The sequence below is a fragment of the Legionella massiliensis genome (assembly GCF_000756815.1).
Classification (GTDB): domain Bacteria; phylum Pseudomonadota; class Gammaproteobacteria; order Legionellales; family Legionellaceae; genus Tatlockia; species Tatlockia massiliensis.
Genome location: NZ_CCVW01000005.1, coordinates 101755 through 123784, shown reverse-complemented (window position 1 = coordinate 123784; position 22030 = coordinate 101755). Strand labels below are relative to the sequence as shown.

Sequence of the window (22030 nt, the reverse complement as noted above, 5' to 3'; positions counted from 1 at the left end):
ACCATAACTTTTAAATTTGGCACATTCTTTTCTTGCATACTGAGTCAGTTATTCGCACAAATAATTAACTATAATATATATCTAGCTTCTAAAATTTTATCATGCAAAATTTTTCGATAAGGATATCGCCATGTTGCAAATCAAAAGATGGATAAATTGGATCATAAGTCCAAAGTTGGAAAGAAACCAGGCGATTATAAATGAGTCTTCAGAGGAATCCTTTCCAGCAAGCGACCCTCCCTCTTGGGCAGCTGGAACACATGACCTAAAACATCATAGAACCTCATCAAACCTTGTTCTAACCCATGAATTCCACAAAAGCATACAACAAATCCTTTCAGTCAACGGAAATGAATATCATTACTACAGCTTGAAGGAGGCAGAACAGGGAGGATTGAAGGATTTATCCAAACTACCCTTCACTTTAAAAATCTTATTGGAAAATTTACTTCGTCATTTAGATGGACACACCGTTACAGTAGATGATCTCAAAGCAATTATTGAGTGGTTAAAATTAAAATCGTCCGATCATGAAATAGCTTATCGTCCTGCACGTGTCTTAATGCAGGATTTTACTGGTGTTCCAGCTATTGTCGATCTCGCTGCAATGAGAGCTGCTATTAAAAAGCTTGGTGGAAACTCAGAAAAAATTAATCCACTTTCTCCTGTTGATCTGATTATTGATCACTCCATACAAGTTGATGAATTCCTTACTCCAAATGCGTTTACAGTCAATGCACAGATGGAAATGGAAAGAAATCATGAGCGATATGAATTTTTACGGTGGGGACAAAAAGCATTTAAAAATTTCCGCGTTGTACCGCCTGATACCGGAATATGTCACCAGATTAACTTAGAATACTTGGCTAAAACGGTTTGGACACAGCAAATCAACGGAAAAATATATGCCTACCCTGATACGTTAGTAGGTACAGACAGTCATACGACCATGATCAACGGTCTTGGGGTACTTGGGTGGGGAGTCGGGGGTATTGAAGCAGAAGCGGCTATGTTAGGACAGCCCATTTCATTGCTCATTCCCGAAGTCATTGGGGTAAAATTGGTAGGACAGTTACAGGAGGGAATTACAGCAACTGATTTAGTGCTTTCTATCACCCATCTTTTGCGTGAAAAAGGGGTCGTTGGTAAATTTGTTGAATACTTTGGTGATGGGCTACGTTATTTATCCATTGCGGATAGAGCAACGATTGGTAATATGTCACCTGAATATGGTGCTACATGTGGTTTTTTTCCTATTGATGAAATAACCCTTGATTATTTGCGTTTAAGTGGACGAGAGGAGCAAGACATTGCTCTTGTTGAAGCTTATGCGAAAACTCAAGGACTATGGCATGATCCTCATCTTGAGCCTGTTTATACCGACATAGTGACACTGGATTTATCCTCGATTAAAGCGTGTATTGCTGGCCCCAAACGCCCACAAGATCGCATTGAATTGTCCTATCTGACAAGTACTTTTCATCAATTCTTAACAGAAAATAACCGTACTGAAGAAAAGGAAAAATCGTTTATTACCGATTCAAATTTTGAAATGCATCATGGAGATGTAGTTATTGCTGCAATTACCAGTTGTACCAATACATCTAATCCCAATGTACTTGTTGCAGCAGGATTGTTAGCAAAAAAAGCGGTGGAAAAAGGAATAACACGAAAATCGTGGGTCAAAACCTCATTTGCGCCAGGCTCTCAAGTAGTCACTCGCTATTTGGAAGAAACTAACTTACAAAAATATCTTAATGAACTAGGATTCACATTGGTAGGTTATGGGTGTACCACGTGTATTGGAAATTCCGGACCACTTCTCGAATCTGTAGAAAAAACGGTGATTGAACATGATTTGATTGTTTCAGCGGTACTTTCAGGTAATCGTAATTTTGAGGGACGTATTCATCCGCTTGTTAAAGCAAATTGGCTTGCATCACCACCGCTTGTTGTGGCCTTTGCACTTGCAGGGACCACATTGATTGATTTGACAAAAGACCCACTTGGAAAAGATGCATCAGGAAATCCTGTTTATTTAAAAGATATATGGCCAACAAATGCTGAAATTGCATGTGAAGTAGCAAAAATAAGCAGAAACATGTTTCATGACACTTATGCACATATATTTGAAGGAACAGATGAATGGCGTGCGATGAAAATTTCCAAATCAGATACTTATGCCTGGCCTGTGAATTCAACCTACATTCAACACCCACCCTATTTTGATGAAATGAATGTGAACCCCGAAAAAATTAAAGAAATAAAAGGAGCTCGAATTTTAGCACTCTTTGGAGACAGTATTACTACCGATCATATTTCACCTGCAGGCTCCATTAAGCCGGACAGCCCTGCAGGAAAATACCTACAATACAAAGGAGTCTCAATCAAAGATTTTAATTCTTATGGATCGCGTCGCGGAAATCATGAAGTCATGATGCGAGGAACATTTGCTAATATCCGTATTAGAAATGAAATGACGCCTGATGTTGAAGGAGGTTTTACAAAACACATTCCCAGTAATGAAATCCTACCCATATATGATGCAGCAATGCGTTATAAAAAGGAGCGCACCGCATTGGTTATCATTGCAGGGAAAGAATATGGAACAGGCTCTTCTCGAGATTGGGCGGCAAAAGGGCCAAAGCTTCAAGGTGTGTTAGCCGTCATTGCAGAAAGTTTTGAACGAATCCATCGTTCAAATTTGATAGGGATGGGAATTCTACCTTTAGAGTTTCCTGAAGGGGTTACCCGTAAAACACTGCAAATTACAGGCTCTGAACTCATTGATATTGTAGGTCTTACTCATGAGATGAAACCACGTATGCAAGTAAAAATTATTATCCATAAAGAAGATAAGACTCAAAATGAGATTCATCTAATCTTGCGAATTGATACTTTAAATGAATTAGATTACTACAAAAATGGGGGAATTTTACACTATGTACTAAGAGGAATGTTAAAAACTTAAATTAATAAGCCGTGCCATCTCCCAGGGGCAGAGACAATGAATATTCATGTGAAACGAATTTATGAGGAATCAAATAAATCAGATGGGTTTCGAATTCTTGTGGACAGACTTTGGCCTCGTGGCATTAAAAAAAGTGACGCTCAGATTGATCTGTGGTTAAAAGACATTGCACCTAGTGATTCTTTACGTACATGGTTTAATCATGATCCCAATAAGTGGATTGAATTTCAAAAACGCTATGCAGAGGAATTAACTGAGAAACAAGAAGAAATCGATGTTATTTTAAAAGAAGCCAAAAATAAAAATGTAACTTTATTGTATGGTTCTAAGGAAACTCGGCACAACAATGCAGTGGCGTTATTAACTATACTATTAGCGAAAACTTGATTGTCTCATGTAGAGTAACAAACAATAATAAGAAAATACACGTTAGAGCTTATTTGCAGAAGAATTTTCTGAATACTAAATCATGTTTATAGAAAAGGAGGGCATTATGGGAAATCATTTAGCTTCTATTCACTGGCAACGTAATGGGCAAGATTTTAATTATGAAACCTATGATCGTACTTACATGATCACATTTAGCGGTGGAGAAAACATTCAAGCATCAAATCCAAAGGACTACTTTGGTAAATCAGAATTGACTAATCCTGAGGAATTGCTCGTGTCAGCATTATCGGGTTGTTATATGCAAACATTTCTGGCAGTAGCTTGCAAAAATGGTTATATCATTGATAGTTATCTCGATGAAGCTATTGGCATAACGAATAAAAATGAGCGTGGAAAAATTAGCGTTACAGAAATTACATTGCATCCCAAAATTAAATTTGGTGGATCTAAACTTCCTGACGATGATACTGTAAATAAAATGCGTGAAAAAGCCCATGAAAATTGTTTTATTTCGAATTCAATTAATAGTCACGTTAACATCGAGATAACAACCAGCTAGAACCCCCTTATGGAAAATTAATGCGTATGTTTTTAGCCTGGATTGGTGGTGGCAACAAAATTAAGGAAAAAAAATGACTAGAGTTTTGTTTATTACTGGAGGCAGCAGAGGAATAGGACGGGAAATTGCTTTAAAATTTGCAACAGAAAAGGCATGTATTGTAATTGCAGCGAAAACCACACAACCTCATCCAACACTTGAGGGAACTATTTACTCTGTGGCAAAGGAAATTGAAAGTCTTGGTGGACAGGCACTTCCTTTAATGGTTGATGTTAGGGATGAAGAGCAGATCCAAAATGCTATAAATATAACCATAGAAACTTTTGGAAAACTCGATGTTTTAATAAATAATGCAAGTGCAATTAGTTTAACAGATACTCTTAATACGCCTATGAAGCGTTATGATTTGATGCAAGAAGTTAATGCACGTGCAACTTATGCTTGCTCTCAGGCTGCAATTCCGCATTTAATAAAAAGCACTAATCCGCATATTTTGACTTTATCTCCGCCATTGAATATGGATAAAAAATGGTTTGCTCCTCATTTAGCTTATACTATGAGTAAATACGGTATGAGTATGTGTACTTTAGGGCTTTCTGAAGAGTTAAAAAAAGCAGGAATTGCTGTTAATTCCTTGTGGCCAAGGACAACCATAGCGACAGACGCCATTCGAGTTCATTTTCCTAACGAAATATATATGGCAAGTCGAAAACCGCAGATCATTGCTGATGCAGCTCATTGGATACTAACTCAACCGTCAAAATTGGTGACAGGTAATTTTTTTATAGATGAAGAGGTATTAATACAGAGTGGTGTAACTGATTTTTCAGCTTATGCTATGGATCCAAAAGCAGAACTTTATACTGATTTATTCTTATGATGCTTATTCTCAAGCATCACTAAAGAGTATTATTAATATTTATATTACATTTATTGACAGAATGATCCCTGAACTTAACTCTTCATTTTCCGAAATCTTAAACTTCTGGTTTGCTCCAGAATCAAAACGATATTGGTTTGCTAAAAACAAAAAATTTGATAACTTAATTAAAGATAAGTTTTTAATAACATATCAAGATGCTTGTTCTGATAAACTAGATTTCTGGAAAAAAACGCCGGATGGAATGTTAAGTCTCATTATAATATTCGATCAATTTCCGCGTAACTTTTTTAGAGGATCTCCACAGGCTTTTGCAACTGACCTTAAAGCTTTAAATTTAGCAAAACTAGCAATTGAACAGAGCATGGATAAAAAATTGTCCACTGATGAAAAAAGACATTTTATGTACATGCCTTTCATGCATAGCGAAAACATCGCTGACCAAGAATTATCTTTAAGATTATTTAATCATGCAAAATCCGCGACTCAGCATTACAACATTATAAAAAAGTTTGGCAGATTCCCCCATAGGAACAAAGTTTTGAATCGCTCCTCAACATATGAAGAGATATTATTTCTTGCAAAACCTTATTCATCATTTTAAAAAACGGGATAATCCCATTCACCAGCTCTTTCGAATTACCCCAGGTTTTCAACCGACTGCTTGAGATCGGTAGTTCTTACTTCATCAAGGTGGCTAATGGCTGCTAATTCACACGCGGCCCGCAGCGCGGAGCCACAGCGTCGCGCTCGTACCGCCACCGGTCGAAACCGGCCACGAATTAATGCAAAATCAACACCAAGACCAGAAGAGTCAGAAATAACCAAAGGATACAATGAGACATCACTGCGTATATGATGATCGTAATAGGTGATAACTCTAGGTAATTTATCTTCGTCAAACAGTGGCAATGGATAAAACGTCCGATCCGGCCTGCAATATTCATTAATCACATGAACAGGAAGATCACGCTGGGCTACCCCTACCGCCATCCAGGCCTTTTTTCTCTCATCCCAACTCCAGTGAGCAAATCCCTGAATATATTGTTCCAATGCTGTTTTGAGTGGAGTAAAGTCAAAATGCTTTGTACAATACTGCTCAACACGCTTGGTCCCATCAACCTGTGTAATCTGTTGGCTGTACTTCAATCCATCCCTCTCTATCGACTTGCAGCGTTTTAACAGATCCGATTTTGTGTCCTTATCCATATATTGTTCCAGCATCCGGCACATGTGTGTATCCTTTGCCCAATAGGCATACTCATAAGCAGTACATACAAATGTTCGATCTGAATAATCGGTGAATGTTTCTTGTGCTAACAACAGATTTTCATAGTTGCCATTTTTTTGTACTGGTATATTCAATAGGCGCTCGGCTTCTTCCTGTTCGCCTCTTGCAACGCAATGCAAAAAATGTGACAGACTAAGTTTGGATGCATTCAACTGTAATTTTTTATTGTCCTGTTTATCGCCTGATTTTTTCATGGCTCATCCTTTAGGAGACTATTTATTAACTTAGAGACCATCTGATAGTTAGGTTTAAATTTAGTATAGACTGAGTATCAAGTTGTTAAGTAAACCACTCTATATTTTACTGAAAAGATAATGTGCTAAGCTCATTACCTCTTCGTGGTCCTCTTCGAGACTATGTCTTATGCTCATTGCAGTAGGGATATTCATGAGTTGATACACCAAACGCTCACTCAATTCATTTAAAACGCGCTGTTGGCATAACCCCGAAGAAAGTTTTTTCAACGCATGCTCCAACTCTTTTTGTGCTAAATGGTGCATTTGGTTACGATAATCACAAATCAGATTTTTGGCTTTAAGGGCTCGCTGTTTCTGAATATATAGGTTTAATTCATCTTCTATCAATTGTTCTGCATGTAATGCGGCTTGATGTCGTTCATCCATTCCTTTTTCGATTATGACTTGCAAATCATCAATATTATAGAGATAAACTGGTGCTAATTCGTTAATCTGAGACTCAATATCACGAGGAACTGCTAAATCTAAAAAGAACATGGGTGCATCATTTCTTTGCGACAAAGCTTCTTCTACCAGCCTTTTATTAATAAAAGGGATGGGACAGGTTGTGGCAGAAACAATTACATCTGCTTGTGGTAGAAAATGTGATAGATCATGAAGTGCAATGGCTTTTCCATTAAAATCTTTGGCAAGCTTTTGGGCATGTTCTATTGTTCTACTTGCGATTAGAAAACGATGAACACCTTGTTGATGTAAATATTTTGTAACTAAGGAGGCTGTCTCACCCGAGCCAATCAAAAGGACATTGAGCGATTTGTAGTCTTTAAAAAACCTACCGATTAATTGAACTGCGGCATAGGCAACAGAAACTGGGTTTGTACCTATCCCACTTTGAGTACGCACACGTTTTGAAGCACTAAAAATAGTTTCAAAAATAGGGCGTAGTTTGGTTTTAATTGCTCCAAAGTTGCATGCCTGTTGATAAGCCTGTTTCATTTGCCCCAAAATTTGAGGTTCACCAATCATCATGGAATCCAAGCCACTCGCAACGCGTAGGGTATGTTTTATTCCCTGGTCATTTTGATGCAGGTATAAAAAAGGGGCTAAGGATTCAACAGGCAATTGATGTGTTTGGGCAAGCCAGGAAGAAAGGACTCGTGGATTATGGGTATAGCAGTAGATTTCCATGCGGTTACAGGTAGATAAAATAGCCGCTTCATTAATATCAGGAAGACTCAATAGGTTATGGAGCAAAAAATCTTGGATAGCCGAAGATGAGGCGACTTTTTCACGCACATTAATTGGCGCCGTTTTATGATTTAATCCGCAAACAACAAACATCATCTTATTTCGTTATTTTGAAAATCACACCTGCAACTTTTCATGATTTCCCTATCATGCCAAACTGTAATGATTTTCCGATTAATGAAGCTTTTTGTATCATGTCATTGGCTGCCTCAGAGGGCAGGTGTTTTACCGCTTCTTGCTTAAATAAATCGAGCCAACGACTAAAATGTGCCTCATAAATAGGAGTTTTTTGCCCAATGAGCACATGTTTTTCATACGCATTGCCATGGTATTCATGGGTTTTTAACATAATACTGTTCCAAAATTGAGAAAGCAGTTTGATGTGTTGATCCCAATTAACTTGTGCCATGTCGTTAAATATGGGACCGAGCAATTCATCTTTTTGTACCCTGAGATAAAAATGCTTTACCAGTTTCTCAATATGTTTTTTAGTCAATTCGCTCATCACAAACACCTGCATTTAAATCTCAAGACGATGGGGCACCTGATATTTTCTGAAATTTTTTTGGATTAAAAGCCTACACGTTGATGCTTTAAAATATCTGCAAAAACTTCCATTAATGATAGCCAACATCAGCCCGAACTTTTCCACGAAATACCCAATAGGACCAAGCTGTATACATAAGAATTACAGGCAATAAAAACATCGTTCCCACAATTAAGAACGTTTGGGTTTCCGGAGGGGATGCTGCTTGCCATAAAGTATATTGATGCGGAATAATCATGGGGAACAAGCTAATACCAATCCCAATGTAGGAAATAAAAAATAATCCAACCCCACCAATAAAAGAGCCAATTTCAGAGTTATTGTTTAACATCCGCCATTCAAAGACGGCAAGGAGAATGGTGATAACCGGTATAGGTGACAAATAAGCCATATTGGGCCAAGAAAACCAGCGATGCGCGATGTCCGCATCCATCAGTGGCGTCCAAAGAGTTACAATAACAATTGCTGCAAGTACGCCCAGAAAACACCAGCGTCCTTGCCGACGTGCAGTTTGTTGCAAACCCCCTTCCGTTTTAAGAATCAACCACCCTGCACCCAACAAACCATAACCAAAGACGAGTGCAACACCGGTAAATACAGAGAACCAGGTGAAGCAATCAAAAGAACTGCCCACAAAATGACGCCCATCGACTTTAAAACCCTGAATAAATGCCCCAAGCACGACTCCTTGAGCAAACGTTGCAATCATTGAGCCGTAACAAAACGCATGATCCCAAAAGGTCACATGAGCTGCGTCTCTGAAACGAAATTCAAAGGCAACACCACGAAAAGCCAAGGCCAACAACATGACTAAAATGGGAAAATAAACAGCTGGAATAATAATGGCGAAGGCCAGTGGAAAAGCGGCAAGTAAGCCAAGACCACCAAATACCAACCATGTTTCATTACCATCCCAAATAGGTGCAATAGAATTCATAATTAAATTACGGGTTTTTGTGTCTGGAGCCAGGCCATAAAGCATGCCCACGCCTAAATCAAAACCATCAAGCAAAACGTAGAAAAACACTGCCGCAGCAAGAAGGACAGTCCATAAAGGAGCAAAATCAATTATCATCATTGGTGCTCCGTGAAAGTAATAGGACTTGCATGTTGACCCCCTTCTATAGGTAATTCAATGCCTTCTGGTTCAGCAAATCCTTTGCGAACAATTCGTGCCATTAAAAAAGCACCGACAGGAAATATAATAAGGTAAACAACTATGTAACCAAGCAGAGAAAGAAGAACATCACTACCTGCCAGTGAAGGAGTAACCGAATCAGAGGTGCGCAGCAACCCATAAACGGTCCATGGTTGGCGACCCACTTCCGTGGTTGCCCAACCTGCAAGTACTGCAAGAAAACCAAGAGGAGCCGCAAACTGACAGGTACGTAAAAACCAAGGAGTATCATACAAACGATGACGTATTCGTAACCATAAACTAATGGCAATCAAGACAAGCATTATAATGCCTAGACCCACCATAATACGAAATGAAAAGAATGGGATTGCGACTGGAGGGCGCTCGTTAGCCGGCCATTGTTTTAGTCCTGGGACCTCTCCATTGAGTTCATGCGTCAGAATAAGGCTCCCCAACAATGGAATTTCAATCACCGCATGATTCATTTCGTTCTTTTCATCAGGAAGAGCAAACAAAATAAGCGGAGCCCGTTTTTCTGGTTCCCAATGTGCTTCGATTGCTGCAAGCTTTGCCGGTTGATATTTCAGTGTGTTTAACCCGTGTAGATCGCCTAAGACGATTTGCAACGGTACAAGAAGCGTTAAAAGCCAGAATGTCATTGAAAGCATCACTCGGCTTTCGGATACAAATTGATTTCTACGAATAAAATAAGCAGCCACAGAAATGACGACCAAAGCGGTAGTGATGTAAAAGCCCGTGACATTATGCAAAATACGGTAGGGAAATGAGGGATTAAAAATAATACTCCACCAATCTGCCGGAAAGAAACGCCCATCCACAATCTTATAGCCTGCTGGAGTCTGCATCCAGCTGTTTGCTGCCAGAATCCAAAATGAGGAGATGAGTGTACCGGATGCGACCATCAATGCAGCCCCAAAATGAGCCCAACGAGGAACCAATTTACGACCGAATAAGAGCACTCCTAGAAACGCTGCTTCAAGAAAAAATGCGGTAAGCCCTTCATACGCGAAAAGTGGTGAGAGAACATTCGCCGTGGAATCTGCATAACGACTCCAATTGGTACCAAACTGAAAGGGCATGACAATGCCGGAAACAATCCCCATTCCAAAAGAAATGGCAAAAATTTTCGTCCAAAAGGTTGAAATACGAAAATAAATTTCGCGCTTTGATATAAAATGAACGCCTTCAAGTAAGGCAATATAAGAAGCAAGTCCTACAGTGAACGCGGGCAACAGAATATGAAGGCCAATAACCCATGCAAATTGCAGGCGTGACAAAATAAGTGGATCAAGATGCATGGTTTTGTCTCCTTATGAATCTCTTAAGCACCGAACTACATTCATATTACAAAAGTTGTATTTAAAATACAACTTATAGCCACAAGTTGTGTATCTCTTTTAAAATAAAGAAATCTAAGAGTACTGGATGAGGTTCCAAGTACACATAATTCATCTCAAAATGAATACTATAAAATTTATACTATTTCTTATTGATGATATTATATCTTATTATAAAACAATAACTTGTTTCGCTCTATTGTCAAACAGATAGAACAATTTGAGTCATTTGGGTTGGGTATAACGAATTATTTTGTTATAAAAATAAAACCCTCATGCAAAAATAATACAAGCACCAAGGGAAGAAATTTAATGAGTCAATGCGATGCAAGCAATGGAACGCCTAATAACCAAATCGATCCTGTTTCAAATGTTTTAAAATGGATTCTCTTAATCACAGCAATAATCTGTTTCACCATTATCATTTGGGGTACAGTGAAAACCTATCAATTGGCTCCTCCCCTACCCCAAAAATTTATATCTTCTTCGGGACAAATCATCATGACAGAAGAAGATATTGTCGCAGGTAAAGCAGGATTTCAGCGCGCTGATCTTATGGATTACGGGAGCCTTTATGGGATGGGTTCTTATTTTGGGGAAGATTACACTGCAAAATATCTGGTGCGACTGGGTAGGCTCACCGAAGAAAACATAGCGCAGCAGCGTTTTGGAAAGAAGCCGTTTGCGAGTTTATCTGAAGGAGATCAGTATGTAGTTCGTAAAACAATGCAACATGAGCTCCAACAAATAGATCTTAGTCATCAAACGAGTATCTTATCTCAACCTCTTACAGAAGCCATACAACAGATACGTACTGAAATCTCACAAACGTTACTCAATCATGATGCTGAAGCAGGTTGGACCAAAGCATACAGCCTGGATGAGCAAAGTGCGTTACAAACGGCAGATTTTCTTATCTATTCATCGCTGACGACCATTGCTCGTAGACCTGGCCAAAACAGTTCCTATACGAACAATTGGCCTTATGAACCCACCATGGGTAATAGTCCAACACCTCATACTTTTTACTGGACCTGGGTTTCGTTTTGTTTTGTCTTTTTAGGTTTTGGTGCAGTGCTCTATATTTATCATCGTTATCTCAGTGCGCCGGACAATGCACCTAAAACACCCTTATTTTTGGACTTCGAACCATTGACTCCAAGCCAGCGTAAAGTAGGACAATATTTTGTAATTGTGGCACTTATCCTTCTCGTCCAGATTGCGGTTGGCGCACTTCTTGCGCATTATTATGTAAAGCGCACTGACTTTTATGGAGTTCATCTTAATAATTTTTTACCCTTCAATTTCTTACGTGATGTACACATTCAGACACCAATCGTTTGGATTGCTCTTTCATGGATCAGTGCTGCTGTTTTTATTGTGCCTCTGATTTCTAAAAAAGAGGCGAAAAGACAAGGCTTTTATGTGGAACTCTTATTTTGGGTAACTTTGTTTATTGTTGGTGGAGCAATTATTGGCGATTATTTAGGGATTATGGGCTATGTGAATCAAGCCTGGTTTTGGATTGGCAATCAGGGTTTATCTTATCTCCAGTTGGGTCGATTATGGCAAATAGGATTTTGTTTAGGGCTTTTCCTGTGGAGTTTTATTGTGTTTCGCGGGATGTGGCCCACCTGGAATCACTTAAAAACAGCGACTGTTGAGTTTTGGACTGGACGAATCCATCTTGAGCATCTTTTTTGGGCAAGTACGTTAAATGTTGCAATACTCTATTGCTTTGGAATGATCCCATTAACCGGAATAGAAAAATCATTTACCATTACTGATTTTTGGCGCTGGTGGGTTGTTCATCTTTGGGTAGAACAATCATTCGAATTTTTTGCTGTATGCGCTACAGCCTATATTTTAATGGGAACTGGTCTTGTTTCTCGTCTTCTGGCGGAGCGAGCCATGCTCTTTGAAACCATTCTTATCTTTTTAGGTGGAGTCATTGGTACAGGACATCATTGGTATTGGACGGGTACACCTGACATATGGGTACCACTTGGTTCCATGTTTTCTTTTATTGAAGTCTTACCCTTAGCTCTTCTTATTATCGATGCGATTGAAGAGCGCCAACTCATCAAGCGCAGAGGAGATTATACCTACAATTTAGCTTATCTTTATATTTTTGGTGCATCCTTTTGGAATTTTGTTGGCGCAGGAGTATTCGGCGGAGGAACACTCAATGCACCACTCGTCAATTATTATGAACATGGAACGTTTTTAACCTTAAATCATGCTCATACTGCTTTGTTTGGTGCGTTTGGTCTGCTTGGTTTGGGATTGATTTATTTTTGTTTACGTTATGCTGCGGGAAATCGATTTCCATGGAGTGACCGTTTAGGTACTTGGGCATTTTGGTTCTATAACATAGGCCTAGTTCTTTGGATTGTGTTGAATTTCTTTCCTATCGGATGGGCACAATTGATGGATGTTTATGAGCATGGATTTGCCCATGCACGAAGTCTTGAATTTTATAATACAACGTTGTTGTGGCAGTGGTTACGCCTCCCTGGAGATGTTGTTTTTGCACTGGGTGCCTTGTTTATGGCCTACGATTTTATTATAAAATTAAAACCTTTTTACCCAAAATTAGCACAAATTAAACGCACAGAGCCTCAATCTGTGAATGAGGCCTAAAACAATATATGAGTTCAATTTAGGTAGCAAATAACAAAGTACGATGAAGATAAAAGAGCGATTAGCAATTACTTGCCAATACCCTTAATCTCAGATGTCGTATTATAGAAAAACATCACTGTAAATTTTTGCTGAAGGGACTCCTGCAAGAAAAAGTCGTGTTTTTAACTTGTTGGTCGTCTCTTTAGGGCCACATACATACGCTTGAGTTTGATTCGGATCATTCAAGTGCGTCAATACCCTTTTTTCAATTGAAGCTTCGGGATAGCATCCTCTCTGACTTTGAAGTACACATGGATCATAATAAAAGTTAGGAAATAACAAAGACAATGTTTCAAGCTCTTCTTTGTAATAAATGTCCTCATCAACCAAACCTCCATGTACCAAGGTGATGTTTCCTTCATGCTTTTGGATTAATGCACTTTTAATAATTGCAATGAGCGGTGCCAATCCCGTTCCAGTCCCTGCTAATAAAAGATTAAACATAAGCTTATCTGGGTTGTAGTAATAACATTGGCCAAAAGGACCTCTAAGCGTAACTGACATGTCTTTTGTTGCTTTTTGCGAAAGCCACTGCCCCATAGCACCATGAGAATAAACCTTAATGTGCAACTCAATATATCCATCCTGAGTAGGAATATTAGCAATTGAATAACTTCGCATGGTTCCCTCAGGATTAATAAGGGACAGGTATTGTCCTGGGATCCAAAGGTCAAGATTCCCTACCTTAAGTTTCACTTGAATCACATTCTGATTGAGTCGTTCTAGGCTTATGATTTGAGCCTCCACCTCGCACTCTGCTGCATCTGGTGAGGTCACATAAAGCGGTGCGACTGGTTTTGCAAGACAGGCAAGAAAATAACCCTGAGCTTTAAGCACTTCGGGTAATCCTTCTTGCCAAATAGGATTGACTTCACCCTCTTTGGCTTTAATCAAACACGATTGGCAAATTCCTGCCTGACAGGAGTTAGGATAATCAACTCCATGGCGCAGGAAACACTGTAAAAGGTTTTCGTCAGGAGCCAAAGTGTACGACTGATGGTTGAATTCTACTGTATTCATAAGGCGCGCCCCAAAACCTCATCGCGAACACTATTGGCAATCGTAGCAACTTTTTGAATGTCTTCATCATGAGCACCCAGCTCTTTTAACGTTGCCCCCAAATGTTCAAGCACAATATCCACATGTGAATCGTTTAATCCGCGTTCCAATAAATGACGATGCCCTTCTTGCATGTTCTTTCCGGTGTATTGATTAGGTCCACCAAAAACCATGGTTAAAAATCCCTTTTGTTTGAGAATTTGCTGCTCCATATCAATATCATCGAAAAAATAGTTTACTCTTTCATCCAGTAACATTTTGCGGTAGAAGATATCTACTGCAGTATTGACAGCATTTTGTCCGCCTAATCGGTCAAATAGCGACTCAAACATGGTATACTCCTATAAGATGTATTTGATATGCATCTTATAAAAAGAAATAATAGGCGTCAATAAATTTAACAGGAATTTTTATGCAACTGACTCAATTTACCGATTACTCGCTACGCGCCTTAATTTATATTGCGCTAAGAAAAGACTCATGCACTATTAAAGACATTACTGAAGCTTACTCCATCTCCATCAACCACATGATCAAAATCATCCATAATTTAGCAAAACTTGGGCTGATTAAGACCATACGCGGCAAGAATGGCGGAATCCTAATGGCAGCTTCTCCTGAAACCATTAATTTGGGTGAGTTGATCATTAAACTTGAGCCACACTTTGATTTGGTTCCTTGTTTTAATAAAGAAAAAGCAAATTGCTGCATTGCCCCGGTATGCAAACTCAAGAGTATTTTACATGAAGCACAAAGCGCCTTTATCAGTGTTTTGGAACGCTACACTTTGGCAGATGTATTACACAATAAAAACGAGTTATTTGCTTTGCTGAGAATCACTCAATAAACAAAAAACCAGGATTGATTCAATCAAATAATTTTTTGAGCAAGCAGCAAACCAAATAAACCGGATATTGGCCTACCTGACTCATCTTTTTTATGAAGATGGCCTACCGACTCTTTATACTCCAATATAGACCAACCACGATTCTGGTAAAAATGATAAAGCTCCTCGTGTTTTGGTAAAAAGGTAAATGAATTAGGTAATGAATAGAGTTCTGATTGAACAGGAAAAACCAAAAAATGATAACCATTCTTTGCTGTTGCCTCTTGCAACTCCGTTAGTAAGGAGGGGATACGCTCAGTATTTAAAAATTGCAGCGTTACTGTAGAGAACACAAAGTGATATTGTTCTTTTGTGAGAGTTAGAGGTTGATTTAAATCATGTAGCAAAGTATCGACCTGGGTTAGATTTTCTTCTTGGGCAACCGTCTTAATGTTTTCTAATGCGGATTGATTGATATCAACTCCAGTAATAGGATAGCCAAGTTTTGCAAAATACAACAGATTCCTCCCCGAACCACAACCCACATCAAGAATGTTGTGGTGTTTTTGATGTGATAAATAAGTTTGGTACGCATAGAATAGGTCGCCATGCAGTGCACCCATATGGTATTTCTTATTAAAATATCGATGCGGTTTACAATAAAACTGAAGATGAGCATTAAAATCTGCACTCACTGGAATGATTTTATGCCATGAAGCAGGAGGAATAGATAATTTGGCGTTGTTTTTATTGAGCCGTGTACGTGAAAGCTCATGCCCTTCCCCATCTAAAAAAGCAAAATCAATTTCGCCTTCATGAAGGGTCAGATGCCCCCAAGTCCCCTCTTTCGTACTGTGTTTTTCAAGAAAGAACTTGAGCTTTCCATGAGGATCAATGGGTATACTTTTGTAACAGATTAAATCATCATTTTGTGTGTTCATGACTATCCCTTATCAAATATTTTTCATTTCAGCATCTGTTAACGTTTCTTCGCGTCCATACGAGGCTGCTCCGTTTTCAATGCCGTTAAAATGGCCTGCCCTTGAGCAAGCGTGTCAGCCAATTGATGATTCACATCTCGGTGCTCTTCCTCATCATGACGTACAGCCAATAGCACCTCACGTAATCGTGCATGCTCCTCCAAACCCCAATACTCTTTAGCCACTTGCGGGGCTGGGCAATTATCAATTGCACCCTTATCTAGCTCCTCGATATAATGGGTATAACTAACCACCGCTTCTTCCTCAAGGTACCCCACAAAACGATGGGCTGTTTTAGAAGAAATAACATACATTATAAGATACAGTACTACAAATATGGCCTGTGCCGTAAAAATGATGAACCGCTCAAACCAATTGGGTTTCGCGATATACATAAAAGTGATTAAATGAACTCGTTCATTTTCTGCCTCATCCAGCAAGGTTTTAATCCATCCTTCATCGTTTTTAATTTTTCTTAAACATCGCAAATGCAATAAGGCAGCACCAACCATACCAGGAACAGCAGCCACAGTTTCTAGAACTATCGCGCGATTGCCGTATCGCTTTTGGAAAAAAGTATCTGCAAAAAAGCGAAAAAATTTAACGAGACCGAAGGCAATTTTATCACTTATTGTTTGAGCAGGTTTGTGAGTCATTAACATGGTAACGCTCCTTATGATGTAGGTTCCTACTTATTATATTAAAGGTGTATTTTAAATACAACTTTATATTGTGTTGATATAAACATGCTTTTTCAATTCTATTGCTATTCTCCTTTATAAAAGGTCTTTTGCTCCATCTTAAACTCGGTTTTTAATTTGAGAAAACAATAGAAAAATAAGAACCGTTCAATGGATAATCAGGCCTGGGACTAAAGATCGTGCTGTGAAGTGTAAAAATTTTCACATTACACCGGAAAATCTTTAATTTTTTCATCGTAGATGTCTTGAGCATTCGATAGTGACAATTTCGAGTATACCTCAAGAGAGGCGCGAGTTTCATGGCCTGAATAGGGTTGAATTAGTGCATCATCAACTCCTTGAGCTTTCAACCAAGTGAATAAAAAATGTCTTAATTTGTGAGGCGAGATGGTATGGCTCATACCAGCTAATTCGCTGTATTTTTCCAGCATTTTACGAATACCCCGATCTGAATACGGCCTTTTCCAAGATGATTCAAATAAGCTAACCTGCTTGTTTTTATTAGCATTTGAGACATGCATTGCTAAAGTTTCTCGAAAACTTTTTGGAAACGGAACTATTCTATCTTTTTTTCCCTTTCCAGCAGTTATTCTCATTTGACAACGATCAAAATCAATGTCCTCTATAGAAAGCCTGATCAATTCGCTGACACGAATCCCAGTATAGAGCAAAGTCTTGATAATCAGCATATCTTGCATGTTTTTTGTCTGCCAAACTACCTCATAATATTTTTTTAGCTCAGCCTCTGTTGGCACGTAAGGTAATTTTTTTGATTCGGCTGTTACAGCAACATTAAGCTCTTTTCTTAAATGTTGAAAAACCGTGCGAAGATAATTGTAATCAGGGTGCTCATGCCTGAAATATTTTATAATCTGCAATGCTTTTTTTCGTGGGCCAGTTCGTTTGTCCATTATGCAGCCTCTTTTAGAGCGGGATGGTTAATAGCAAGACGGGAGTTTAAGTCAAGAACAAAGACTCCATAAGGATTAATATGCTCATGTAATAGTGGAGTGATGGCTCGCTTATCCTCTATAGTTATCTTAGCCAACCAGTCCGATTCCTTGAGCACCTGCTGAAGCATAACCGTATTAATATAGACCATGCTTAATTGTAGCAAGTGTAAGCAAAGCATGGACAATTCCAGCTCCTCTGGTCTGTTAGTACGAAATGCTCCTTTTTTACCATAGAATATAAAGTCATTAATGCCATTCCACCGCTCTACAACATTTAGCCCCTCATGAATTTCACGTCGCAGCTCTTCAGAGCCTAAGTAACGGCATAAGAATATTGTTTTAATTGCCTTACCAAGCTCGCTAAGCGCCTTATAAGTAGGATGTTGTAAATTATCTCGTGTGAACCTTTTCATGATTGCCTCAGCATTGGCGGTTCCTAACTTCAAAGCAATTGTATATTTTATGATTTGGTCATACTGCGACTCGATGAGACCCCAATTGATTGATCGAGAAATAATTGCAGATAAATTGCCATATTTATCTAAGTCATCTTTTTCTGCGACATATAGGCTTTGTGTATGAATATTCTTGAAGCGGGGTAACAAATCAAAATCAAGCATATATGAAAAAGCAAAGCCAACTTCACTTGCACCATGAGTATCGACATAGTTCTTTTTTACACTCATATCAGTGCAATGACGAAGTACGCCTTCAATCATTGACGATACTTCAGATGAGGTACAACTCTTTAACTGTGAGTAAATACATACAGATTTTGTATCAACATGCCAGTAAATCATGACCCCTTTTTTGTGATAGCGGGGATGCCATTGACTCATTAAATTTTGATCAGAGGCTCCAATGTGTGTTGAATCAGATGCAAGAGCGGTAGTGCAATAGTCCCATATTTCCGGTGCACGAATCTCAAATAGTTGGTTAACTACCATTCTTATGGCATCACGTAAATTATCCGCATCAAGATAGCGCAGTTTTACATGCTTCAAGTCTTGATAAGTTACATCGTCATTACCTGCACTGACACTTTTTAATCCGGTGTTAGTACCATAACCTAATATGACTAATAGCAATCGTTTTTTTAATGTTTCTACATCAAGCCCTTCTTTGGGACCGCTCGGTGTAAAGGCTTTGATAAAATCGACAAATAAATCAGTCTCTTTTAATACATCCAATAGACTTGTGTTGGGCCAGCGCCTAAAGACCTCTTGTTTAATAACTTCAAGTTGTGGTGGCGGAGGTTGCTCTTTCAACTGGGCGACTTTTATGTGCCCCAGTGGTTTTTTTAATATAGATACTTTGTGGTTCTTGGGAAGTTCTTTATTAAATAAAGCCAGATTTTTATTTAATAATTGCTTCAAGTGACGAATGAAGTATTTTGCTGATTTTGGTTTTTTTAATAAGTTAATGTAATACTCTTTCTTTTCATTAAAATCCTGCGGCACATCCTCTTCTGGATCCCTATATTGATAGGCCCCTTGTATCCAAATTTCTTTAACACGTAATTTATCCCTTAAATTTCTAAGTATACAAAGCTCATAATTAATTCTATTAATACGCTCCCCTTGTTCAGTATGCTCTAGAACTAAAGGTTTATGGATATTTTTAACTGCGCCATCAATAGGAATACACAGATTTGTGGGATAATAGGTTGTGCCACTATTCAATTGAGACTGTACGAGAGATAATGCCTCGATGATTGGTTGATAGTGTGCATTATTAGTCTTGAAGTCCAACAGCTCTAGCACAGGTGCTATCATCCTACGATAATGCTTTAAATAAGAGTTTCTAGATCGCTCATGAACTAATCCGTCATAAGAGATTGTTTTTTTTGAGTCATTCTCTTGAATAGCCTCTAAGCGCTCTTTAGGTATAACAGGATAAATTGCTTCTTTAATGATGTGATCTTCATATTTAATAATCGTAGTAATCAAAGTATTTAATAGTACTTTACGGTTACATCCCTTTTTAATTTCAACTACTTTTGATAGCTCTTTTTTAAGTTTGTTTTCACCCGAAGTCACGATCTTTTGAGTTAAGCGGATTAAAAGATCAACTAAATTATCAGTAACCTGTCTTCGTTTGATAAGTGAAAAAACAGCGAGCAGTGCATATCGATGGCTGATTGGCATATTTTTAATTGCGCTAGGGTACTTCGTGCATATATTGCGGTAATGGCGCTGCAGGGCTTTATTTGGGATATCATTTAAACTTTTTGGCAAAATAATTGATTTTAGAAACTTCAACTTCTCTGCTTCATCTAGAATTGTTTCCAGTGATAAACCGCCTGGCCATCGTTTAATCTCTGATAGGCGAGAAACATTCTTCTCGATTATTAAAAGCTTATCAAGGTAATTTTTGGCCTCAGAATCAAGTTCCATATAAATTGACTCAAACCAGGTTTCTTCATGTTGTTGTTTCGCACTTTTAATAACCCGTTCTAGCGCCCCTTCACTTGGCGATTCAACTTTCTGTTTTATCAAAAAATCAGAAACTCGCTCCTTTAATTGTTCTATGCTCAATGATTCGCGGGGAAAAACTATATCAATTAACCAATTTTTAATGAGTATTTCATCGGTTGCACTGACAGCTTTAGATTGAAAATATTCCCTTATTACCTGTCGATAAATCGTTTGAGTTTTTTTAGATAAAGGTTTTAATTGAGTAGATAATTCAAGTTTTTTAGCCACTGCATAAACGGTTTTGGTAGATAGACTAGTAATATTCTCTATAAACTCCATAGAGTGTTCATAATATTTTAGCTGTAGCGCAAAATAAAGCTGACTATTTTTGTGTTTGGTTCTTACTATTGAAAGCTCTTCTTCAGTAAATTGCCATCGAATCCGACTCATGGCTTACCCAAATTTAATAATTGCATCTCATGTTGTTGTTTTGCATTGACAATCGCATCGTGTAATTTAGACTCCATCAACTCCTTGGATGGTAGTTGCGTTAAATATTGTGCAACATGTATTCCTGACTGATCTAATTCTAGGTATTCAACATCTTCCTCGTCTTTGCTTGCACAAAGAATAATGCCCAAGGGTTTTTCTTCACCTTCTTTACGTTCGTTTTTATCAAGCCAACGTAAGTACCATTCCATTTGGCCTTTATGCTCTGGTTCGAAGCGATCTAATTTGAGCTCTATCGCTATCAGCCGGCGCATGCTGCGGTGGAAAAACAATAAATCGAGATATCGGTCTTTCTGCTTTGTCGCCATTCTTTTTTGTCTGGCAACAAAACAAAAATCACTGCCTAATTCTTGAATAAATTCTTCAATATGATCCAATATGGCATTCTCTAGATCAGATTCAGAGTATTTTGTATTCAGTCCAATAAAATCCAGAAAACAAGGATCTCTAAAAACAAGCTCAGGAGTTAACTGTTGTGTTTGGGCTAGCTTTTTAAGTTCATACTTAATGACTTCTTCAGGTTGCTTACTAATCACTGTACGCTCAAATACCATTGAACCCATCTTCTCCCGAAGAGTTCGAACAGACCAATGCTCAATACAGGTCATTTGTAAATAAAAATCCCGTTTAATTTCTTCGTCCATCTGACAAAGAAGTACAACATGTGACCATGACAATTGTCGCGACACTGTAGCGACAATTTGACTATCAGGATAAAGTTTGGCAAAACGAACCATCCTAAACAATGCAGACCGACTATAACCTTTCCCAAATTGGCGACTTAACTGAGCTGAAACACTATCAATAATTTGATCGCCATAGTCAGCTCGTTTATCGGTAAGTATTTCATCATTAATCCGCTTCCCAATAGTCCAATACAGCAAAACAACCGTCGCATTGACCTCAGTTGCAACACGGCGCTGTCCTTGCCGAATTAATTGAACAATATCGTCAACCAAAATCCGATGCTGAGAATTTTCAATGGATGATTTAGACAGTTCCTTGTTGCTCATTAAAGTTCCTATTTTAGACTGTATCGGAAGTATTGGTTATTGTACTCTGATGATTTTTGAGCCAAGATTAGCATAAACTCATGAAGTACGAAAGCAATTTTACAATTAGGAAGTTAAGTTGATTTTACACTTCACAGCACGATCTTTAGTCCCAGGCCTTTTTGGGGCGCTGTCAGACTTTTATAACCAAAAGTCATGTTTTATTAACTTTAAGGGGCCGTGGTTGAGTAGACTAGCAAGACCACTCTAGCCAGCCCCTTACTTGCTCGATGAGGTCTATGGGCATCGTCAACTTAACAAAGCGTGA

At 38.5% G+C, this 22030-nt stretch carries 19 protein-coding genes; 7 read left to right on the top strand and 12 right to left on the bottom strand.

The genetic code is table 11. The features are described from left to right. The first annotated feature begins 130 nt into the window (after positions 1 to 130). The 5 genes from acnA to BN1094_RS18300 all read left to right on the top strand — a co-directional run bounded on the left by acnA (position 131) and on the right by BN1094_RS18300 (position 5404). Positions 131 to 2971: an aconitate hydratase AcnA gene (acnA, locus tag BN1094_RS18320; protein WP_081935207.1), complete on the top strand. Its 2841-nt coding sequence runs from the start codon at positions 131 to 133 to the stop codon at positions 2969 to 2971. A 36-nt stretch (positions 2972 to 3007) separates the two neighbouring features. Then, positions 3008 to 3358, top strand: coding sequence for a DUF488 domain-containing protein (locus BN1094_RS18315; protein WP_044012751.1), 351 nt, complete (start codon positions 3008 to 3010; stop codon positions 3356 to 3358). 106 nt (positions 3359 to 3464) lie between these two features. Beyond that, positions 3465 to 3920, top strand: coding sequence for an OsmC family protein (locus BN1094_RS18310; RefSeq protein ID WP_044012746.1), 456 nt, complete (start codon positions 3465 to 3467; stop codon positions 3918 to 3920). A gap of 73 nt (positions 3921 to 3993) precedes the next feature. Continuing rightward, the gene (locus BN1094_RS18305) at positions 3994 to 4800 is read left to right on the top strand and encodes an SDR family oxidoreductase (protein WP_044012741.1); all 807 of its coding nucleotides are present in this window, start codon (positions 3994 to 3996) and stop codon (positions 4798 to 4800) included. Between the two features lie 61 nt (positions 4801 to 4861). Next, on the top strand, positions 4862 to 5404 hold the full coding sequence (locus BN1094_RS18300; protein WP_044012965.1) for a DUF924 family protein: 543 nt from the start codon (positions 4862 to 4864) through the stop codon (positions 5402 to 5404). A 35-nt stretch (positions 5405 to 5439) separates the two neighbouring features. On the opposite strand, the gene BN1094_RS18295 is transcribed toward BN1094_RS18300, so the two are convergent. The 5 genes from BN1094_RS18295 to BN1094_RS18275 form a co-directional block, all read right to left on the bottom strand. Further along, on the bottom strand, positions 5440 to 6285 hold the full coding sequence (locus BN1094_RS18295; protein ID WP_044012737.1) for a hypothetical protein: 846 nt from the start codon (positions 6283 to 6285) through the stop codon (positions 5440 to 5442). Between the two features lie 99 nt (positions 6286 to 6384). Beyond that, on the bottom strand, positions 6385 to 7632 hold the full coding sequence (gene hemA / locus BN1094_RS18290; protein ID WP_044012733.1) for a glutamyl-tRNA reductase: 1248 nt from the start codon (positions 7630 to 7632) through the stop codon (positions 6385 to 6387). A gap of 37 nt (positions 7633 to 7669) precedes the next feature. After that, positions 7670 to 8041 carry a group III truncated hemoglobin gene (locus BN1094_RS18285; protein ID WP_044012961.1) on the bottom strand — a complete coding sequence of 124 codons (372 nt, stop codon included), beginning with the start codon at positions 8039 to 8041 and terminating at the stop codon, positions 7670 to 7672. Positions 8042 to 8153: 112 nt separating this feature from the next. Then, positions 8154 to 9161 (bottom strand): cytochrome d ubiquinol oxidase subunit II, encoded by a 1008-nt coding sequence (gene cydB, locus BN1094_RS18280; RefSeq protein WP_081935206.1) that lies wholly within the window; start codon positions 9159 to 9161, stop codon positions 8154 to 8156. Continuing rightward, positions 9158 to 10540: a cytochrome ubiquinol oxidase subunit I gene (locus tag BN1094_RS18275; RefSeq protein WP_044012730.1), complete on the bottom strand. Its 1383-nt coding sequence runs from the start codon at positions 10538 to 10540 to the stop codon at positions 9158 to 9160. Before BN1094_RS18275 ends, cydB begins: the two co-directional genes overlap by 4 nt. A gap of 351 nt (positions 10541 to 10891) precedes the next feature. On the opposite strand from BN1094_RS18275, the gene BN1094_RS18270 reads away from it, so the two are divergent. Then, on the top strand, positions 10892 to 13222 hold the full coding sequence (locus tag BN1094_RS18270) for a nitric-oxide reductase large subunit (RefSeq protein WP_044012727.1): 2331 nt from the start codon (positions 10892 to 10894) through the stop codon (positions 13220 to 13222). Between the two features lie 102 nt (positions 13223 to 13324). On the opposite strand, the gene BN1094_RS18265 is transcribed toward BN1094_RS18270, so the two are convergent. Continuing rightward, a complete protein-coding gene (locus tag BN1094_RS18265; RefSeq protein WP_044012724.1) occupies positions 13325 to 14284 on the bottom strand; it encodes an FAD-binding oxidoreductase in 960 nt (319 codons plus the stop codon). Then, a complete protein-coding gene (locus tag BN1094_RS18260) occupies positions 14281 to 14655 on the bottom strand; it encodes a group I truncated hemoglobin (protein ID WP_044012721.1) in 375 nt (124 codons plus the stop codon). The genes BN1094_RS18265 and BN1094_RS18260 overlap by 4 nt, the downstream gene beginning before the upstream one ends. Before the next feature lie 80 nt (positions 14656 to 14735). Here BN1094_RS18260 and BN1094_RS18255 point away from each other — a divergent pair, with 80 nt between their 5' ends. Beyond that, positions 14736 to 15170 carry an Rrf2 family transcriptional regulator gene (locus BN1094_RS18255; protein ID WP_044012718.1) on the top strand — a complete coding sequence of 145 codons (435 nt, stop codon included), beginning with the start codon at positions 14736 to 14738 and terminating at the stop codon, positions 15168 to 15170. Positions 15171 to 15193: 23 nt separating this feature from the next. Here the strand turns inward: BN1094_RS18255 and tehB are convergent, their stop codons facing one another. From tehB to BN1094_RS18230, 5 genes are all read right to left on the bottom strand, one after another. Then, positions 15194 to 16090, bottom strand: coding sequence for an SAM-dependent methyltransferase TehB (gene tehB / locus BN1094_RS18250; protein WP_044012714.1), 897 nt, complete (start codon positions 16088 to 16090; stop codon positions 15194 to 15196). 38 nt (positions 16091 to 16128) lie between these two features. Then, a complete protein-coding gene (locus BN1094_RS18245; RefSeq protein WP_044012709.1) occupies positions 16129 to 16791 on the bottom strand; it encodes an alternative oxidase in 663 nt (220 codons plus the stop codon). A 245-nt stretch (positions 16792 to 17036) separates the two neighbouring features. Continuing rightward, complete coding sequence (locus BN1094_RS18240) at positions 17037 to 17741, bottom strand: tyrosine-type recombinase/integrase (protein ID WP_044012706.1); 705 nt, start codon at positions 17739 to 17741, stop codon at positions 17037 to 17039. Next, on the bottom strand, positions 17741 to 20650 hold the full coding sequence (locus BN1094_RS18235; RefSeq protein WP_044012703.1) for a Tn3 family transposase: 2910 nt from the start codon (positions 20648 to 20650) through the stop codon (positions 17741 to 17743). Before BN1094_RS18235 ends, BN1094_RS18240 begins: the two co-directional genes overlap by 1 nt. After that, positions 20647 to 21723 (bottom strand): PDDEXK nuclease domain-containing protein, encoded by a 1077-nt coding sequence (locus BN1094_RS18230; protein ID WP_044012701.1) that lies wholly within the window; start codon positions 21721 to 21723, stop codon positions 20647 to 20649. Before BN1094_RS18230 ends, BN1094_RS18235 begins: the two co-directional genes overlap by 4 nt. Between the last annotated feature and the right edge of the window lie 307 nt (positions 21724 to 22030).

What these genes read in the sequence shown, in the direction of transcription:
- acnA (WP_081935207.1), top strand. Translation starts at nt 131, where the DNA reads ATGTTGCAAATCAAAAGATGGATAAATTGGATCATAAGTCCAAAGTTG.
- BN1094_RS18315 (WP_044012751.1), top strand. Translation starts at nt 3,008, where the DNA reads ATGAATATTCATGTGAAACGAATTTATGAGGAATCAAATAAATCAGAT.
- BN1094_RS18310 (WP_044012746.1), top strand. Translation starts at nt 3,465, where the DNA reads ATGGGAAATCATTTAGCTTCTATTCACTGGCAACGTAATGGGCAAGAT.
- BN1094_RS18305 (WP_044012741.1), top strand. Translation starts at nt 3,994, where the DNA reads ATGACTAGAGTTTTGTTTATTACTGGAGGCAGCAGAGGAATAGGACGG.
- BN1094_RS18300 (WP_044012965.1), top strand. Translation starts at nt 4,862, where the DNA reads ATGATCCCTGAACTTAACTCTTCATTTTCCGAAATCTTAAACTTCTGG.
- BN1094_RS18295 (WP_044012737.1), bottom strand. Translation starts at nt 6,285, where the DNA reads ATGAAAAAATCAGGCGATAAACAGGACAATAAAAAATTACAGTTGAAT.
- hemA (WP_044012733.1), bottom strand. Translation starts at nt 7,632, where the DNA reads ATGATGTTTGTTGTTTGCGGATTAAATCATAAAACGGCGCCAATTAAT.
- BN1094_RS18285 (WP_044012961.1), bottom strand. Translation starts at nt 8,041, where the DNA reads ATGAGCGAATTGACTAAAAAACATATTGAGAAACTGGTAAAGCATTTT.
- cydB (WP_081935206.1), bottom strand. Translation starts at nt 9,161, where the DNA reads ATGATGATAATTGATTTTGCTCCTTTATGGACTGTCCTTCTTGCTGCG.
- BN1094_RS18275 (WP_044012730.1), bottom strand. Translation starts at nt 10,540, where the DNA reads ATGCATCTTGATCCACTTATTTTGTCACGCCTGCAATTTGCATGGGTT.
- BN1094_RS18270 (WP_044012727.1), top strand. Translation starts at nt 10,892, where the DNA reads ATGAGTCAATGCGATGCAAGCAATGGAACGCCTAATAACCAAATCGAT.
- BN1094_RS18265 (WP_044012724.1), bottom strand. Translation starts at nt 14,284, where the DNA reads ATGAATACAGTAGAATTCAACCATCAGTCGTACACTTTGGCTCCTGAC.
- BN1094_RS18260 (WP_044012721.1), bottom strand. Translation starts at nt 14,655, where the DNA reads ATGTTTGAGTCGCTATTTGACCGATTAGGCGGACAAAATGCTGTCAAT.
- BN1094_RS18255 (WP_044012718.1), top strand. Translation starts at nt 14,736, where the DNA reads ATGCAACTGACTCAATTTACCGATTACTCGCTACGCGCCTTAATTTAT.
- tehB (WP_044012714.1), bottom strand. Translation starts at nt 16,090, where the DNA reads ATGAACACACAAAATGATGATTTAATCTGTTACAAAAGTATACCCATT.
- BN1094_RS18245 (WP_044012709.1), bottom strand. Translation starts at nt 16,791, where the DNA reads ATGTTAATGACTCACAAACCTGCTCAAACAATAAGTGATAAAATTGCC.
- BN1094_RS18240 (WP_044012706.1), bottom strand. Translation starts at nt 17,741, where the DNA reads ATGGACAAACGAACTGGCCCACGAAAAAAAGCATTGCAGATTATAAAA.
- BN1094_RS18235 (WP_044012703.1), bottom strand. Translation starts at nt 20,650, where the DNA reads ATGAGTCGGATTCGATGGCAATTTACTGAAGAAGAGCTTTCAATAGTA.
- BN1094_RS18230 (WP_044012701.1), bottom strand. Translation starts at nt 21,723, where the DNA reads ATGAGCAACAAGGAACTGTCTAAATCATCCATTGAAAATTCTCAGCAT.